This window comes from Streptomyces sp. NPDC006687, assembly GCF_040636215.1.
Lineage (GTDB): Bacteria > Actinomycetota > Actinomycetes > Streptomycetales > Streptomycetaceae > Streptomyces.
Map to the genome: position 1 here is coordinate 15,573 of NZ_JBEYJJ010000014.1, position 16,027 is coordinate 31,599.

14 protein-coding genes are annotated in these 16,027 nt (G+C 75.5%); 8 read left to right on the forward strand and 6 right to left on the reverse strand.

Annotated features, from left to right (window positions below; all coding sequences use genetic code 11):
• Positions 1–34: 34 nt before the first annotated feature.
• The 3 genes from ABZ716_RS18495 to ABZ716_RS18505 all read left to right on the forward strand — a co-directional run bounded on the left by ABZ716_RS18495 (position 35) and on the right by ABZ716_RS18505 (position 4,938).
• Positions 35–2,527, forward strand: a complete 2,493-nt coding sequence (locus tag ABZ716_RS18495) for a helicase C-terminal domain-containing protein (RefSeq protein ID WP_358960081.1) — start codon at positions 35–37, stop codon at positions 2,525–2,527.
• Between the two features lie 42 nt (positions 2,528–2,569).
• On the forward strand, positions 2,570–3,175 hold the full coding sequence (locus ABZ716_RS18500) for a DUF4291 domain-containing protein (RefSeq protein WP_358813133.1): 606 nt from the start codon (positions 2,570–2,572) through the stop codon (positions 3,173–3,175).
• 119 nt (positions 3,176–3,294) lie between these two features.
• Positions 3,295–4,938 (forward strand): DNA repair helicase XPB, encoded by a 1,644-nt coding sequence (locus ABZ716_RS18505; protein WP_351891080.1) that lies wholly within the window; start codon positions 3,295–3,297, stop codon positions 4,936–4,938.
• Here the strand turns inward: ABZ716_RS18505 and ABZ716_RS18510 are convergent.
• Together ABZ716_RS18510 and ABZ716_RS18515 are read right to left on the reverse strand one after the other, a co-directional pair.
• Entirely contained in the window at positions 4,896–5,888 is a 993-nt protein-coding gene (locus tag ABZ716_RS18510) for a glycosyltransferase 87 family protein (RefSeq protein ID WP_358960083.1), read from the reverse strand. The two genes, ABZ716_RS18505 and ABZ716_RS18510, sit on opposite strands and share 43 nt — an antisense overlap.
• Before the next feature lie 143 nt (positions 5,889–6,031).
• A complete protein-coding gene (locus ABZ716_RS18515) occupies positions 6,032–6,241 on the reverse strand; it encodes a hypothetical protein (RefSeq protein ID WP_358960086.1) in 210 nt (69 codons plus the stop codon).
• Positions 6,242–6,703: 462 nt separating this feature from the next.
• Between ABZ716_RS18515 and ABZ716_RS18520 the strand changes: the two genes are divergently transcribed.
• Entirely contained in the window at positions 6,704–8,683 is a 1,980-nt protein-coding gene (locus tag ABZ716_RS18520) for an AAA family ATPase (RefSeq protein ID WP_358960237.1), read from the forward strand.
• 407 nt (positions 8,684–9,090) lie between these two features.
• Here the strand turns inward: ABZ716_RS18520 and ABZ716_RS18525 are convergent, their stop codons facing one another.
• Positions 9,091–9,777 carry a copper homeostasis protein CutC gene (locus ABZ716_RS18525; protein ID WP_358813130.1) on the reverse strand — a complete coding sequence of 229 codons (687 nt, stop codon included), beginning with the start codon at positions 9,775–9,777 and terminating at the stop codon, positions 9,091–9,093.
• A gap of 109 nt (positions 9,778–9,886) precedes the next feature.
• On the opposite strand from ABZ716_RS18525, the gene ABZ716_RS18530 reads away from it, so the two are divergent.
• The gene (locus ABZ716_RS18530; protein WP_358960089.1) at positions 9,887–10,627 is read left to right on the forward strand and encodes a hypothetical protein; all 741 of its coding nucleotides are present in this window, start codon (positions 9,887–9,889) and stop codon (positions 10,625–10,627) included.
• Between the two features lie 88 nt (positions 10,628–10,715).
• Entirely contained in the window at positions 10,716–11,927 is a 1,212-nt protein-coding gene (locus ABZ716_RS18535) for a Cmx/CmrA family chloramphenicol efflux MFS transporter (protein ID WP_358813145.1), read from the forward strand.
• A gap of 17 nt (positions 11,928–11,944) precedes the next feature.
• Here the strand turns inward: ABZ716_RS18535 and ABZ716_RS18540 are convergent, their stop codons facing one another.
• Both ABZ716_RS18540 and ABZ716_RS18545 read right to left on the reverse strand, forming a co-directional pair.
• Positions 11,945–12,214, reverse strand: a complete 270-nt coding sequence (locus tag ABZ716_RS18540; RefSeq protein ID WP_351891069.1) for a DUF4031 domain-containing protein — start codon at positions 12,212–12,214, stop codon at positions 11,945–11,947.
• 7 nt (positions 12,215–12,221) lie between these two features.
• On the reverse strand, positions 12,222–12,599 hold the full coding sequence (locus ABZ716_RS18545) for a hypothetical protein (RefSeq protein WP_351891066.1): 378 nt from the start codon (positions 12,597–12,599) through the stop codon (positions 12,222–12,224).
• A 149-nt stretch (positions 12,600–12,748) separates the two neighbouring features.
• Here ABZ716_RS18545 and murQ point away from each other — a divergent pair, with 149 nt between their 5' ends.
• Together murQ and ABZ716_RS18555 are read left to right on the forward strand one after the other, a co-directional pair.
• Positions 12,749–13,672 (forward strand): N-acetylmuramic acid 6-phosphate etherase, encoded by a 924-nt coding sequence (murQ, locus tag ABZ716_RS18550; protein ID WP_358960091.1) that lies wholly within the window; start codon positions 12,749–12,751, stop codon positions 13,670–13,672.
• Positions 13,673–13,701: 29 nt separating this feature from the next.
• Positions 13,702–15,183, forward strand: a complete 1,482-nt coding sequence (locus tag ABZ716_RS18555; RefSeq protein WP_358960093.1) for a PTS transporter subunit EIIC — start codon at positions 13,702–13,704, stop codon at positions 15,181–15,183.
• Between the two features lie 96 nt (positions 15,184–15,279).
• Here ABZ716_RS18555 and ABZ716_RS18560 read toward each other — a convergent pair whose 3' ends face one another.
• Positions 15,280–16,020, reverse strand: coding sequence for a beta-glucanase (locus ABZ716_RS18560; protein ID WP_358960096.1), 741 nt, complete (start codon positions 16,018–16,020; stop codon positions 15,280–15,282).
• Positions 16,021–16,027: the final 7 nt, after the last annotated feature.

Here is a 16,027-nt window from a genome sequence, read left to right on the forward strand (position 1 = left end):
CGACGACCGGCCGACGTGACCAGGAGGCGACACCGTGCCCGAGGGAAGTCCGCAGGGAAGCGCCACGGCAAGTACGCAGCGAAGCGCGCGAGAAGGCGCGAACCCCCCTCGCTCCCTCGCCGAGGCGCTCCGCACCCGTGACGACGCCGCGCTCGCCGCGCTGCTGCACGCCCGCCCCGACCTGCTGAACCCGGTGCCCGGCGACGTCACGCAGCTGGCCACCCGCGCCGGCACCCGGGCCTCGGTGGTGCGCGCCCTGGACCGCCTCGACCGGTTCGCGCTCCAGACGGCCGAAGCCCTCGCGGTGGCCCCCGACCCCTGCCCGTACCCGGTGCTGGAGACCCTGCTCACCGGCACCGGCGCCCGCACCGAGGACGCGGAGGACAGCACCGCCCGGGCGGCCCGCGACGCCCTCCCCCGGGCCCTGGGAACCCTGCGCGACCAGGCCCTGGTGTGGGGGGACGACGACCGGCTGCGCCTGGTCCGCACCGCCCGGGAACTCCTCGCCCCCTCCCCTCAGCGGCCCTCGCCGACCGGGCTCGGGCCGACCGTCGCCGAGGCCACGGCGGGGATGTCGCCGACCCGGATCCAGGAGATCGTCGCCGCCGCCGGGCTGCCCGCCACCCATGACCCCGTCTCGGCGGTGGCCGCCCTGACCGGCCTGTTCACCGACCCCGAGCGGATGTCGGCGCTGCTGGACGAGGCCCCGGCGGAGGCGCACCAGGTGCTCGGACGGCTCGTGTGGGGGCCGCCCTACGGGGAGGTGACCCCGAACCCGACGCCGCCGGTGCGCTGGCTGCGCGACCGGGGGCTGCTGCTGCCCGCGACGGCCCGGACGGTCGTCCTGCCCCGCGAGGTGGCCCTGCACCTGCGCGGCGGGCTCGCGCACCGGCGGACCGCGCCGGTCGCGCCGCCGGTCGGCGCGCAGCGCGAGCACCGTCCACAGCTTGTGGACGCCAACGCCGCCGGGCAGGCCCTGGCCGCGCTGGGCACGGTCGAGGAACTGGTGAAGTCCTGGGAGCACACCGGACCGCTGGTGCTGCGGGCGGGCGGGCTCTCCGTACGCGACCTCAAGCGGACGGCGTCCGCCCTGGACACCACCGAGCAGGCGGCCGCGTTCTGGATCGAACTCGCCTACGCCGCCGGGCTGCTGGCCAGCGACGGCGAGACCGACGAACGCTACGCGCCCACCCCGGCCTTCGACGACTGGGCGGAACTGCCGCCCGCCGGACGCTGGCCGGTGCTGGCCTCCGCCTGGCTGGCCGCCACCCGCACCCCCGGGCTGGTCGGCGAACAGGAGGCCAAGGGCCGCACCCTGGCGGCGCTCGGCCCCGACCTCGACCGCTCACCCGCACCCGAGGTGCGCCGCCGGGTCCTGGAACTCCTCGCCACCCTGCCCGAGGGCGGCTCCCCCGACCCGGACGCCGTGCTGGAGCGGCTCGCCTGGGAACGCCCCGAGCGCGGTACGAGCGGCCTGCGCGCCCGCCTCGCGCGGTGGACCCTGCACGACGCGGAGGTCCTCGGCGTCACCGGCCGGGGCGCGCTCAGCGTCTTCGGCCGCGCCCTGCTGGAGGGCCGCGACCCGCAGCCGCTGCTGGCGCCGCTGCTGCCGGAGCCGGTGGACCACGTCCTGCTCCAGGCCGACCTGACGGCGGTGGCGCCCGGGCCGCTGCGCCGGCCGCTGGGCGATGTGCTGGCGGTGCTGGCGGACGTGGAGTCCAAGGGCGGGGCGACGGTGTACCGGTTCACCCCGGGCTCCGTACGCCGGGCCCTGGACTCCGGGCAGACCGCCTCCGACCTGCACGCCTTCCTCGCCGAGCACAGCCGCACGCCGGTACCGCAGCCGCTGGCCTACCTGATCGACGACGTGGCCCGGCGCCACGGCCACCTGCGCGTCGGGGCGGCCTCCTCGTACGTGCGCTGCGACGACGACGCCATGCTGGGCGAGATCCTGGCCGACAAGCGCTCGGCGGCCCTGGGGCTGCGCCGCATCGCGCCGACCGTGCTGGCGGCGCAGGCCGAGCCGGGCGCCCTCCTCGACGGGCTGCGCGCGATGGGCTACGCCCCGGCGGCGGAATCCCGTACGGGTGACGTACTGGTGGCGCGGGCCTCCGCGTACCGCACCCCGGAGCGCACGGCGCCGGTCCCGGTGCCGGAGGGACCGCCGGTACCGGACGCGACGCTGCTGGGCGCGGCGGTACGGGCCATCCGCGCCGGCGACATGGCGGCGACGGCGGTCCGCAAGGAGCCGGCCGGGACACCGGCCGCGCCCGTGCCCGCGCCGGGGGAGCTGCCGCGCACCAGCCCCGCCGAGACCCTGGCGACGGTGCAGGCGGCGGCGCTGACGGGGTCGGCGGTGTGGATCGGGTACGTCAACGCCGAGGGGGCGGCGAGCCAGCGGGTCATCGCCCCGGTCCGGGTGGAGGGCGGCTTCGTCACCGGCTACGACCACACGGCCGACGAGGTCCGCACCTACCCCCTGCACCGGATCACCGGGGTGGCGGAACTGGCGGAGGACCAGGTGTAAAACCGCTGGCGGGAGACGGTACGCCCACCGCACCCTGACCCCATGCAGGAAACCGCCGCGCCGCCCGTCCCCACCCGCCAGATCCGCGCCGCCCACACCGCCGGCACCGTGACGGTGTACCAGGCGTACTCCCCCGCCCTCGGCCTGCCGGCGGCCCGCGACGGCCGCTTCCCGCCCGCCTGGAACCGGGAGCGGATGACCTGGATCAAGCCGTCGTTCCTGTGGATGATGTACCGCTGCGGCTGGGCCACCAAGGCCGGACAGGAGACCGTGCTGGCCGTCGAGATCAGCCGCGAGGGCTTCGACGGGGCGCTGGCGCGGGCCTGCCTGTCCCACTACGCCCCGGGTGTGCACGCCGACCGCGCGGACTGGAAGCGGACGCTGTCGCGCTCGCCGGTGCGCGTCCAGTGGGACCCCGAGCGCGACCCGCACCTGAACCCGCTGCCCCACCGGTCCCTGCAACTGGGCCTGTCGGGCCCGGCGTCACGCGCCTACGCCGACGAGTGGACGGTCTCCATCCGCGACGTCACCCCGCTGGCCCGCGAGATCCACGGCCTGCTCCGCACCGGCGACACCGACGCGGCCCGCGCCCTGCTCCCGGTGGAGCCGCCCTACCCCTCGGGCCCGCTGCCCCACCTCGGCGCGTAGCGCGGCCGTCCCCCCCGGGAACGGCCGCGCGGACCCCCACCGCCCCGGCGGGATACGGCAGACTGGAGGTTTGGCCGCCCGCGCCCGGGCGGCCGTCACCCCGCCGGAAAGGGACAGGCGTGAACGGGCCTCTCATCGTCCAGAGCGACAAAACCCTCCTCCTGGAGGTCGACCACGAGCTCGCCGGCGCCGCGCGCCGGGCCATCGCACCCTTCGCCGAGCTGGAGCGGGCACCGGAGCACATCCACACCTACCGGATCACCCCGCTGGGGCTGTGGAACGCCCGGGCCGCCGGGCACGACGCCGAGCAGGTCGTCGACGCGCTCGTGGAGTTCTCCCGCTATCCCGTCCCGCACGCGCTGCTCGTCGACGTGGCGGAGACGATGGCCCGCTACGGGCGGCTGACCCTGTCCAAGCACCCCGTGCACGGGCTGGTGCTGACCAGCACGGACCGGCCCGTGCTGGAGGAGATCCTGCGGTCGAAGCGGATCACCCCGCTGGTCGGGGCGCGGATCGACGCCGACACGGTCGCGGTGCACCCGTCGGAGCGCGGGCAGATCAAGCAGACGCTGCTCAAGCTGGGGTGGCCCGCCGAGGACCTCGCCGGGTACGTGGACGGCGAGGCGCACGCGATCGAGCTGGAGGAGAACGGCTGGGCGCTGCGGCCGTACCAGGCGCAGGCCGTCGAGGGGTTCTGGCACGGCGGGTCGGGCGTGGTCGTACTGCCCTGCGGGGCCGGGAAGACGCTGGTCGGGGCCGGGGCGATGGCCAAGGCCAAGGCGACCACGCTGATCCTGGTGACGAACACGGTCTCGGCGCGGCAGTGGAAGCACGAGCTGGTGAAGCGGACCTCGCTGACGGAGGAGGAGATCGGCGAGTACTCGGGGACGCGCAAGGAGATCCGGCCCGTCACGATCGCCACCTACCAGGTCCTCACCACCAAGCGGAAGGGCGTCTACCCGCACCTGGAGCTGTTCGACTCCCGGGACTGGGGGCTGATCCTCTACGACGAGGTGCACCTGCTGCCGGCGCCCGTGTTCAAGTTCACCGCCGACCTCCAGGCCCGCCGCCGCCTCGGGCTGACGGCGACGCTGGTACGCGAGGACGGGCGTGAGTCGGACGTGTTCTCCCTGATCGGGCCGAAGCGGTTCGACGCCCCGTGGAAGGAGATCGAGGCGCAGGGCTATATCGCGCCCGCCGACTGCGTCGAGGTACGGGTCAACCTCACCGAGTCGGAGCGGCTGGCGTACGCAACCGCCGAGACCGAGGAGAAGTACCGGTTCTGCGCGACGACCGCGACGAAGCGGAAGGTCACCGAGGCGCTGGTGCGCAAGCACCAGGGCGAGCAGACGCTGGTCATCGGTCAGTACATCGACCAGTTGGACGAGCTGGGCGAGCACCTGGACGCGCCCGTCATCAAGGGCGAGACCTCCAACGCGCAGCGCGAGAAGCTCTTCGACGCCTTCCGCGAGGGCGAGATCAGCGTGCTGGTGGTGTCGAAGGTGGCGAACTTCTCCATCGACCTGCCCGAGGCCACCGTCGCCATCCAGGTGTCGGGCACCTTCGGATCCCGGCAGGAGGAGGCGCAGCGGCTGGGCCGGGTGCTGCGGCCGAAGGCGGACGGGCACGAGGCGCGGTTCTACTCGGTCGTGGCGCGCGACACGATCGACCAGGACTTCGCCGCCCACCGCCAGCGCTTCCTGGCGGAGCAGGGCTACGCCTACCGGATCATGGACGCCGACGAACTGCTGGCCGGCGACTGACCCGCCCGGCGGCCGACGGACCCGCCCGCCCCGGGGGTGACCGCGGGGACGGTCTCGGCCGCGCTTTCGGAGGCGGCCGTCGGCGCGTCCTCGGCGGCGACCTCGGCAGCGCTCTCGGGGGCGGCCGTCGGCGCGACCCCGGGGGCGCCCCCGGGTGCGGGGAGCCGGGCCGCCGCCGTGGTCGCCGTCGCGTCGCGGTGACGGCGGTGGCGGTGGCGCCGGAGGGCGGCCGCCGACCTCGCCGTGAGGGCGGTGAGCGGCGGGACGGCCCACACCCACAGGTGCTGCCAGTGCAGCAGCGGGACCCCGCCGGCCGCCGGCGGCGGGTCGGCCCAGAAGGCGGCGGAGGCTTCGGGCAGCACCAGCGCGCCGAGCAGGGCGGTGCCGGTGAAGCCGGCCAGGGCGGTCAGGCCGGCCCGGACCCGGCCGGTGACCAGCAGGTACGGGACGAACACCGCCGGGGTGAGGGTGATCCCGGCGGCGGTGCCCAGCGCGAAGCCCTTGCCGAGGGCGGCGCGAGGCCGGCCGAGGTCCCACAGGGCCAGGCAGGCCAGGGCCAGGTCGATCTGGCCGGGCAGCGGGCTCTGGAACAGCGGCTCCAGCCACAGCCCGGCGATGGTGGCGGCCAGGACGGGGCCCGGCCGGGCCCGTACCCCCGCGAGGCGGCAGGAGAGCAGGACCAGCAGGGCGAGCAGGCCGCCGCTGCCGAGGACGAGGACGGCCTTGAGCACACCGGCCGGCAGCCAGGCGGCGGGCGTGAACAGGATCGCGGCGAACGGGGGATATCCGGCGGGCGGATGCCAGTCGGCGGCGCAGAAGCCGTCGAGGACGGCGTCGGCGGCCGGCACCCGCAGCGCCACGCACAGGACGCCGAGGGCGAGCAGCGCCCCTGTGACCAGCAGGCCGGCGAGGGGTGGCGGAGGGCGTTCGGGAGCGGGGCTGCGGGTCACGCGCGTGACCTTAGTGGATCAAGGTGCGGACCCCGCCGGAATCAGGACACGCAACGGGCTCCCCGCTCGACGGGCCCACGTCCCCGGCCGTCGGGAAGTCCGGGCGTCGCGGCGTCCGGCCGGCCCGGCGGCCAGGCGGCCGGTCAGCGGCGTATGACGCCCGCGTCGGCGGAGTACTCGCCGAGGACGGCGACGCTGACGGCGGCGGCCGCGAAGACCTTCACGGCGCGCAGGACCCCGCCGACAAGGTGGCGCGGTCGGTCGGAGGCGGAAGCGGATGCGGTGGCGGCGGTGGCGGTGGCGCCGCGAGGGCGGCCGCCCTGGACCGGAGTCGTGAGGGTTGCGGTGCTCATGGATCCATGGTCCGTGGTCCGCCCGCCGCGCACATCGGTCTGGAGAGCCAACCTCGCGGGCCCCCGGCTCCTCCTCACGTCCCATCGTTTCCCCTAGGGCTCTGCCGAAGGTCTGACACCCTCCGGTATGACACCCGTACGGGGGTACCGGCCGCCCCGGACCCGGGTCCCGGTAAATCCGTTCGCGCCGCTCCGCCCCCCTGACTACAATCGCCGCTCTTGCCGCCTCCCGACGCCGTACCGGGGAGAGCCGCCCACCGCACGGAAACCGGTGGGTTTCTGTTCCGCACCCCACCCGCTGGAGGCAGTTCCGTGCCCGCGCACGCCCCCGACACCACCCCCGAAGACACCGCGCCCGGCCCGGCCGCCGCCCCGTCCGACACCGCCGCCCCGTCCGACACCGCCGGCCTCCTCGGCCGTGAGCGCGCCCACCTGGCCGCCTCCCGGGCCGCCCTGCGCGCGATGCGCGAGGACGTCGAGGCGCTCGACATCCGCGACGTCACCGCCAACTGGGTCAACGCCGTCGTCCTCCAGGCGCAGATCGACGACCGCATCAAGGCCCTGGCCGACCTCACCCACACCCCCCTGTTCTTCGGCCGCCTCGACTACCTCCACGCCCCCGGCGCCGACCTCGCCGAGGGGGCGGGCGGCGAGCAGTTCTACATCGGCCGCCGCCATGTCCACGACGCCGACGGCGATCCGATGGTCATCGACTGGCGCGCGCCCGTCTCCCAGCCGTTCTACCGCGCTTCCAAGGCCGACCCGCAGGACATCGCCCTGCGCCGCCGCTTCGGCTACACCGGCGGCGAGATCACCGCGTACGAGGACGAGCACCTCTCCGACCCGGCGGAGGCGGCCGGCGTCAGCAAGCTGCTCCAGCAGGAGATCGAGCGCCCGCGCGTCGGCCCCATGCGGGACATCGTCGCGACGATCCAGCCCGAGCAGGACGAGATCGTCCGCTCCGGACTGTCCGGTTCGGTGTGCGTGCAGGGCGGTCCCGGCACCGGCAAGACGGCCGTCGGCCTGCACCGGGTCGCGTACCTGCTGTACGCGCACCGCGAGCGGCTGGCCCGCACCGGCACGCTCGTCATCGGGCCGAACCGTTCCTTCCTGCACTACATCGAGCAGGTCCTGCCGGCCCTGGGTGAGCTGGAGGTGCAGCAGGCCACGGTGGACGACCTCGTCGCCCGCGAGGGCCTGGAGGTACGCGGAAGCGACCCCGCCGAGACGGCCGTGGTCAAGGGCGACGCCCGGATGGCGGAGGTGCTGCGCCGGGCGGTCCGCTCGCATGTCACCGCGCCCGTCGAGCCGCTGATGGTGGTCCGCGGGTCGCGCCGGTGGCGGGTTCCGGCGTACGAGCTGGAGGAGATCGTCACCGAGCTCCAGAACCGGGACATCCGCTACGGCGCCGCCCGCGAGGCGCTGCCCCGGCGGATCGCGCACGCCGTTCTCGTCCGCATGGAGCAGGCGGGCGAGGCCCCGGACGACCGGGTGCAGGACGCGGTGGCCCGCAACGCGGCGGTGAAGGCCGCGGTCAAGGCGGTCTGGCCGCTGGTCGAGCCGGCGAAGCTGGTGCTGCGGCTGCTCTCGGACCCGGAGTTCCTCGCGGAGCACGCCGAGGGGGTCCTCACGGAGGAGGAGCAGAAGCTGCTGCTGTGGCCGAAGCCGTTCCGCAGCGTGCGCTCGGCGAAGTGGTCGGCGGCGGACCTGGTCCTCATCGACGAGGCCGCGGACCTGGTGGAGCGGACGCACTCGCTCGGCCACGTCGTCGTCGACGAGGCGCAGGACCTCTCGCCCATGCAGTACCGGGCGGTGGGCCGGCGCTGCACGACGGGTTCGGCGACGGTATTGGGCGACCTCGCGCAGGGCACCACCCCCTGGGCCACCCGCAGCTGGGAGGAGGCGCTGGGGCACCTGGGGAAGCCGGAGGCGGTGCTGGAGGAGCTGACGGCCGGTTTCCGCGTGCCGCGCGAGGTGATCGCGTACGCGTCGCGGCTGCTGCCGGCGATCGCGCCGGGTCTGACGGCGGTCTCCTCGGTCCGCGAGACCCCGGGGTCCCTGACGGTGACCGAGTCCGCCCCGGACGACCTGATCCCGGACGTGATCGCCGCCTGCCGCTCCTCCCTCGCCCACGAGGGATCGACCGGCCTGATCGCCGCCGACGCCCGCATCCCCGCCCTCGCGGCGGCCCTGACGGCGGCGGGCCTCCCCTACCTCTCCCCCGGCGAGGAGACGACGGCCGAGTCCCGCCTCACCCTGGTCCCGGCGTCGCTGGCGAAGGGCCTGGAGTACGACTACGTGGTCCTGGACGAACCGGCGGCGATCGTCTCCGCCGAACCGGACGACCGAACGGGCCTCCGCCGCCTCTACGTCTCCCTCACCCGAGCCGTCTCGGGCCTCACGGTCCTCCACGCAGCCCCCCTGCCGGCGGCCCTGACGTAGCGCAGCCCACACCGGGCCCGGGGCGGAGCCCTGGGAACGGGCGCGGCTGAGCGCCATTCCAAACCCGCGCGGCATCCCAGCCCGCGCGGGGGCCGGAGCCCCTGGGACCGGGCGCCGCTTCGCGGCATTCCAAGCCCGCGCGGCATTCGAGCGCACAGGCGCGCAGCGCACGTACCGGGCCACGGACGCAGCCCCCAGGAGAACCCGGGGCGGCAGCCCCTGGGACCGGGCGCCGCTTCGCGGCATTCCAAGCCCGCGCGACATCCGAGCGCACAGGCGCGCAGCGCGCGTACGGCGTCCGGGGCGGAGCCCCGAAGGGGCCCCGGGCGGAGCCCCGGGGAACGGGGGAAGGGTGGGGCGGGAGCCTGCCCCGCGCGGCGGTCCGCCCCCGCCCCGCGCGGGGCCGGCTACCCCAGCACCGTCCGCCACCGCGCGACCGCCGCGGCGGAGACGGGGCCGCCCCACCCGGAGGGACGGGCGGCGCCGCCGATGTGGAAGGCGTCGATCCCCGCCTCCCGAAGCACCGGCACGTGCTCCAGCGTCAGCCCGCCGCCGACGAGCAGCCGCGCCCCGTACCCCGGCTCGCCCGCCCGCGCGGCCTCCGCCCGCAGGACGGGGATCCCCTCAGGGACCCCGGCCGCCGAGCCGGCCGTCAGGTACGTGTCGAGCCCCGGCAGCTCGGCCAGCGCCTTGCGCAGCCCGTCCCGGTCCGCCGCGCGGTCGATGGCGCGGTGGAACGTCCAGCGGCAGCCGTCCAGCTCCGCCAGGACCGCCTCGACGGCGGCCAGGTCCGGGCTGCCGTCCGGGTGCAGGAACCCGAGGACGAACTCCTCCGCCCCCTCCGCCCGCAGCTCCCGCGCCGCCCTGGTCAGACCGTCCAGGTCACCGGCGGCGAACCCGTCCGTTCCGCGGAGCATCACGCGCAGCGGGATACCGACCGAGGACCGGATCGCCGCGAAGGTCTCGCGCGAGGGGGTGAGCCCGTCGGCGGCGATGTCGGTGACCAGTTCGAGTCGGTCCGCCCCACCCGCCTGGGCGGCGACCGCGTCCTCCACGTCGAGGGCGATCACCTCCAGGAGCGCACGGTTGCTCATGTGATCCCATCCTTCGGAACATAGGGAAAATAGGTCTAGTCCAATATCAGGGTACGGGCCCCGGCCCACCCCCACCAGCAGCCATCACGCCACGCCGCACAATGTCGGCATGGACACGGACACAGACCCGGACACGCACAAGGGCCCCGACACCGAAGCGGCCCTCCGCCGCCGCTGGGACGCCACCACCGCCGCCGCCGGGGCGGACCGCGACCCGGCCCCCTACGCCGACCGGCTCCTGGCCGCCTGGGCCGAGCCCCACCGCCGCTACCACACCACCGCCCACCTGGCCGACGTCCTCGCCCGCCTCGACCGGCTCGCCCCGCACGCCGCCGACCCCACCGCCGTCGAGCTCGCCGCCTGGTTCCACGACGCCGTCTACCGCCCCGACCGCTCCGAGAACGAGGAGCGCAGCGCCGCCCTCGCCGAGCGCGCCCTCCCCGAGCTCGGCGTGGACCCCGCCCGCACCGCCGAGGTCGCCCGCCTGGTCCGGCTGACCGTCACCCACGACCCGGCCCCCGGCGACACCAACGGCGAGGCCCTCTGCGACGCCGACCTGGCCGTCCTCGGGGGCGACCCCTCAGACCCCGCGAACCCCGCCGACCCCGCGAACCCCACCTCCTACGCCGCGTACGCCGCCTACGCCGCCGCCGTCCGCGCGGAGTACGGGTTCGTCCCCGACGAGGCGTTCCGCACCGGCCGCGCCGCCGTCCTGCGCCGGCTCCTCGCCCTGCCCCGCCTCTTCCGCACCCCTTACGGCGCCGCCCACTGGGAGGCCCCCGCCCGCCACCACCTGGCCACCGAGCTCGCCGAGCTCACCGGACTCACCCATCCCGGGACCCCGACCTGACATACGCCCCCGTCCCCCGGGAATGCGGCCCGCCCCATTCCGGTTCGACACAGACGTGCCCCCCACCTCAGCGAACGCCCGCTCCCGCATGCCCGTCGCCGTCTACGTCCTCGGCCTGTCCGTCTTCGCCCTCGGCACCAGCGAGTTCATGCTCTCCGGGCTCCTGCCGCCCATCGCCGAGGACATGGGCGTCTCCATACCCCGGGCGGGCCTGCTGATCTCCGCCTTCGCCATCGGCATGGTCGTCGGGGCACCCCTGCTGGCCGTCGCCACCCTGCGCCTGCCGCGCCGCACCACCCTCATCAGCCTCATCAGCCTCTTCGGCCTCGGCCAGGTGGCGGGGGCCCTCGCCCCCTCGTACGGGCTCCTCTTCGCCTCCCGCGTGGTCTCGGCCTTCGCCTGCGCCGGGTTCTGGGCCGTCGGCGCGGCCGTCGCCATCGCCATGGTCGGCAAGGACCAGCGCGCCCGCGCCATGTCCGTCATGATCGGCGGGCTCTCCATCGCCAACGTCCTCGGCGTGCCCGCCGGCGCCTTCCTCGGCGAGCAGTTCGGCTGGCGCTCCGCCTTCTGGTCGGTCGGCGCCGCCTCCGCCGTCGCCCTCGCCGGCATCCTGGCGCTCATCCCGAAGATCCCGCTGCCCGCCGAGAAGCCCCGCCTGCGCAGCGAGCTCCGTATCTACGCGGACCGCCAGGTGTGGCTGGCCGTGGCGGTCACCGCCCTCGCCGCGGGCGGGGTCTTCTGCGCCTTCAGCTACCTGTCCCCGCTGCTCACGGACGTGGCCGGGCTGGGTCCGGCAGCGGTGCCGTGGGTCCTCGCCCTGTTCGGCGTCGGCGCCCTGGCCGGCACCACCGTGGGCGGGCGCATCGCCGACGGGCGCCTCTTCGGCGTGATGATCTGGGGCATCACCGCCTCCACCGCCTTCCTCACGGCCCTGGCCCTGCTGGCCTCGGTCCAGGTGGCGGCCGTCGCCCTGTCGTTCCTGCTCGGCGTCTCGGCGTTCTTCACCGCCCCGGCGCTGAACGCCCGCATGTTCAACGTCGCCGGAGCCGCCCCCACCCTCGCCGGGGCGACCACCACCGCCGCGTTCAACCTCGGCAACACCGGCGGCCCCTGGCTGGGCGGCGCCGTCATCGACGCGGGCCAGGGTTTCGCCGCCACCGCCTGGGCGGGCGCCGCCATGACCGTCACCGCGATCGCCCTGACCCTGTGGGCCCTGCGCATCGAACGGCGTACGGGGGCGGGCGCCACCCGGGTCGTCTCCCGCTCCGCCGCCCCGGCGGCGGAACCCGCCTCCCGCTAGTCCCCAGCCCCCAGCCCCTAAGCGGCCGGCCGGCCCTTCGGCCTGCGCAGGCCCGCGGCCGTCAGGCGGCGGACCAGTTCCTTGCTGCCGATCTCCACCGCCCCCGCCCCCACCGCGTCCGCGTACCGGGTCGAGGGCACGTCGTAGTGGTCCCGCTCGAAGGCCCGCGGCGGGCAGCCGATCGCCGCCGCGAAGGCGTGCAGCTCCTCGTACGAGACGTCACTGACCAGGTGCGACCACAGACGCCCGTGCCCCGGCCAGTCCGGCGGGTCGATGTACACCGTCACGGGCGGCTCACCGGCCCGGGTGGAGGACGGGGCCGAGACCGCCCACCGCCGCCACCCTCACCCCGGCCTCCGAGCACACCCAGTGCGGATCGGGCCCCAGCTCCGGCTCCACGTCCAGGGCATGGGGCTCCCCGTGCTCGCACACCGGGCACAACGGCCAGCGCCCGTACTTCTCCAGCAGGGCGTCCTTCACGTCCTGCGCGACGAGTCCGGAGAGATAGCCGATCCCTTCCGGCCACTGCTCCACCCACCACCGGCGGTGCGTGACCGAGTCCTCGACGAGGGAAACGACATCGGCGTCGGCGACCTCGCCGGCGGCGAGATCGGCGAGAACCAGAGCGCGGGCGACGTGCAGCGCCTGTTCGAGGGGGGTCGCGTGGTCCATGGGCTCATTCTGACCCCTCACCCCCGCAAAAGGGGAGGGCAAGCCGCCCCCGCCCGGCCCGGCGCACCGGCCCCCGGCACCCGCCGGTGCCACCATGGCTCCCACCGGAAAGCCCCGGCCGCCCGAGCCACCGCCCGCAGGAGCCCGCCATGACCGCGTCCGCCGACCTCCGCGCCCAGCTCGACACCCTCACCACCGAGGCGTTCCGCCCCGAGCTGGCCGAGATCGACCGGCTCCCGACGCTGGAGGTCGTCCGGCTGATGAACGCCGAGGACGCCACCGTCCCGGCCGCCGTCGCCGCGCAGCTGGAACCCATCGCCGCCGCCGTCGACGCGATCGCCGAACGGATGGCCCGCGGCGGCCGGCTGATCTACGCGGGCGCGGGCACCGCCGGCCGGCTCGGCGTCCTGGACGCCAGCGAGTGCCCGCCCACCTTCGACACCGACCCGGCGCAGGTCGTCGGCCTGATCGCGGGCGGCCCCGGCGCCATGGTCACAGCCGTCGAAGGCGCCGAGGACTCCCCGGAACTGGCCGCCGAGGACCTCACCGCCCTCGCCCTGACCCGCGAGGACACCGTCGTCGGCGTCTCCGCCTCCGGCCGCACCCCGTACGCGATCGGCGCCGTCGCGTTCGCCCGTACGCGCGGCGCGCTGACCGTCGGACTGTCCTGCAACGCCGGATCCGCCCTCGCCGCGGCCGCCGAGCACGGCATCGAGGTGGTCACCGGGCCCGAACTCCTCACCGGATCAACCCGGTTGAAGGCGGGCACCGCGCAGAAACTCGTCCTGAACCTGATCTCGACGGTGACGATGATCCGCCTCGGCAAGACGTACGGGAACCTCATGGTCGACGTACGCGCCACCAACGAGAAGCTGCGCGCCCGCTCCCGCCGCATCGTCGCCCTGGCCACCGGCGCACCCGACGCGGAGATCGAGGCCGCGCTCACCGCCACCGGCGGCGAGGTCAAGAACGCGGTCCTCGTCCTCCTCGCCGGGGTGGACGCCCCCACCGCCGCCGCCCTCCTCACCGCCGCGCGGGGCCACCTGCGCGAGGCGCTCGCCGCCACCCGCTGACGTCCGCCCTCCCACACCAAGGCGACCGCATGTCCCCTGACACCCACCGCGCCACCGCCGCCGCGATCCTGCCCCTGGTCGGCGGCGCCGCCAACATCGGCTCGATCGCCCACTGCATGACCCGGCTGCGGATCGGCCTGCACGACCGCACCCTCGTCGACGAGGCCGCCCTCAGAGCCGTCCCCGGCGTCCTGGGCGTCGTCGAAGCCGACGACACCTACCAGATCGTGCTCGGCCCCGGCACGGTCGCCCGCGTCACCCCCGCCTTCGAGGAACTGGTCGCCGAGGGGCGTACGGCGACACCCGCGCGCCCCGTCACCGCGGAGGGCCTCGCCGCCCGGGGCGCGGCCCTCAAGCAGGCCCGCACCGCCCGCAACGCCACCCCGTTGAAGCTGTTCCTGCGCCGGATCGCGGCCGTGTTCGTCCCGCTGATCCCCGCTCTCATCGGCTGCGGGATCATCGCGGGCCTGGGCGGGCTGCTCGCCAGCCTCGGCTGGGTCCCGGCCCTGGTCCCGGCGCTGACGGCGATGGGCTCGGGGTTCATGGCGCTGATCGCCGTGTTCGTCGGCCACAACACCGCCAAGGAGTTCGGCGGCACCCCCGTCCTCGGCGGGGCGGTGGCGGCCGTCATCGTCTTCCCCGGCGTCGCCAAGGTCGAGGCGTTCGGGCAGCACCTCTCACCCGGCCAGGGCGGGGTCCTCGGCGCGCTGGCCGCCGCCCTGCTGGCCGTCCGCGTCGAACGGTGGTGCCGGCGCCACGTCCCCGAGTCCCTGGACGTGCTGGTCACCCCCACCCTCACGGTGCTCGTCCCCGGCCTGGTCACCCTCTTCGGGCTGATGGCCGTCGCCGGTACGGTCTCCCACGCCATCGGCGTCTTCGCCGAGCGGCTCCTCGCCACGGGCGGCGCCGCCGCCGGGACGGTCCTGGGCGGCCTCTTCCTCCCGCTGGTGATGCTCGGCCTGCACCAGGCCCTGATCCCGATCCACACCACCCTCATCGAGGAGTCCGGCTACACCGTCCTGCTGCCGGTCCTCGCGATGGCGGGCGCGGGCCAGGTCGGCGCCGCCCTCGCCGTCTACGTCCGCCTGCCGCACAACCCGTCGCTGCGCGCCACCATCAGGTCCGCGCTCCCGGCCGGGCTGCTCGGCGTCGGAGAGCCGCTGATCTACGGGGTCTCGCTGCCGCTGGGCCGCCCCTTCGTCACCGCCTGCGTCGGCGGCGCGGCGGGCGGAGCGTTCGTCGGGCTGTTCCACCAGCTGGGCGTGGCCTTCGGCTCGACCGCGATCGGCCCCTCCGGCTGGGCGCTGTTCCCGCTGCTGGAGGGCACCCCGGGGAGAGCCGCGGCCCTGGGCGTCTACGCGGGCGGCCTGCTCACGGGCTACGTGACGGGCTTCGCGGCGACGTACTTCTTCGGCTTCACCCCCCGCATGCTCGACGACCTCAACACCGGCCCGGACCCAGCGGACCCCACCACCCCCGGCCGGCCCACGGAACAACCGGCCCTGGCCTGAGCCGCACCGCTCCCACCGCTCCTGCCCGGCCGGGACGCGACGGCCTGAGGCCCGGGGAGCGCGCGGCCGGAGCGGCGCCCGACCGGGCCCGGCGGCCTACGCCCGGTAGACGCGCAGTTCCGACACCTCGTACGACATCTCCGTCTGCTCCGGTGCCGGCGCCGGGTGGTAGCGGCCGGCGCTGACGGACAGGTTGACGATGAGGTACGCCCGCCAGCCGCGGCCCACGCCCCGGCCGTCGGAGAAGGCCCGGACGCCGTTGACCCACCAGACGACGGACCGCCTGCCGAACTCGGTCCTGAGGTCGATCCACGCGCCGGGACGGACGGAGGGGTCGCGGTAGTAACGGTGGGCCTCGCGGACGTGGTTGGAGAGTTCGAGGAGGTCGGGGTTGTCGGGGTGGTACTCGAAGACGTCGATCTCCTGGCCGCCGTCCCGCCAGGTCCAGATCGCGGGCCAGGCCCCCGTCTCGGCGGGCAGTCTGACGCGGGCCTCCAGGACGTCGCCGGTGCGGACCATGAACTCCTGGTCGCTGCCCTCGGTGGTGAGCAGCCCGGTGTCCCAGTTGCCGTCGGGGCGGCGGGTGGCCCGGAAGGTGCCGCTGCGGCTGTAGGCGGGGTCGGAGACGAGGTGGTCGAGTTTGTTGTCGCCCGGGTTGACCGGGCCGCCGTCGGGATAGGCCCAGGAGCGGCCGGCCACCCACTGGGCGGTCGAGGTGAAGTCGGCGGTGAGGACGGGGGTGCGGCCCGGCGTGAGCACCGGCAGGCCCCCGCCGCCGGCTGCGGGGAGGAGGCGGCGGGTCAGGCGCCGCAGCCATCCGGAGTGGTCCGATTCCATGAAGGTG

What these genes read in the sequence shown, in the direction of transcription:
- ABZ716_RS18500 (WP_358813133.1), top strand. Translation starts at nt 2,570, where the DNA reads ATGCAGGAAACCGCCGCGCCGCCCGTCCCCACCCGCCAGATCCGCGCC.
- ABZ716_RS18515 (WP_358960086.1), bottom strand. Translation starts at nt 6,241, where the DNA reads ATGAGCACCGCAACCCTCACGACTCCGGTCCAGGGCGGCCGCCCTCGC.
- ABZ716_RS18520 (WP_358960237.1), top strand. Translation starts at nt 6,704, where the DNA reads ATGCGCGAGGACGTCGAGGCGCTCGACATCCGCGACGTCACCGCCAAC.
- ABZ716_RS18525 (WP_358813130.1), bottom strand. Translation starts at nt 9,777, where the DNA reads ATGAGCAACCGTGCGCTCCTGGAGGTGATCGCCCTCGACGTGGAGGAC.
- ABZ716_RS18530 (WP_358960089.1), top strand. Translation starts at nt 9,887, where the DNA reads ATGGACACGGACACAGACCCGGACACGCACAAGGGCCCCGACACCGAA.
- ABZ716_RS18535 (WP_358813145.1), top strand. Translation starts at nt 10,716, where the DNA reads ATGCCCGTCGCCGTCTACGTCCTCGGCCTGTCCGTCTTCGCCCTCGGC.
- ABZ716_RS18545 (WP_351891066.1), bottom strand. Translation starts at nt 12,599, where the DNA reads ATGGACCACGCGACCCCCCTCGAACAGGCGCTGCACGTCGCCCGCGCT.
- murQ (WP_358960091.1), top strand. Translation starts at nt 12,749, where the DNA reads ATGACCGCGTCCGCCGACCTCCGCGCCCAGCTCGACACCCTCACCACC.
- ABZ716_RS18555 (WP_358960093.1), top strand. Translation starts at nt 13,702, where the DNA reads ATGTCCCCTGACACCCACCGCGCCACCGCCGCCGCGATCCTGCCCCTG.
- ABZ716_RS18560 (WP_358960096.1), bottom strand. Translation starts at nt 16,020, where the DNA reads ATGGAATCGGACCACTCCGGATGGCTGCGGCGCCTGACCCGCCGCCTC.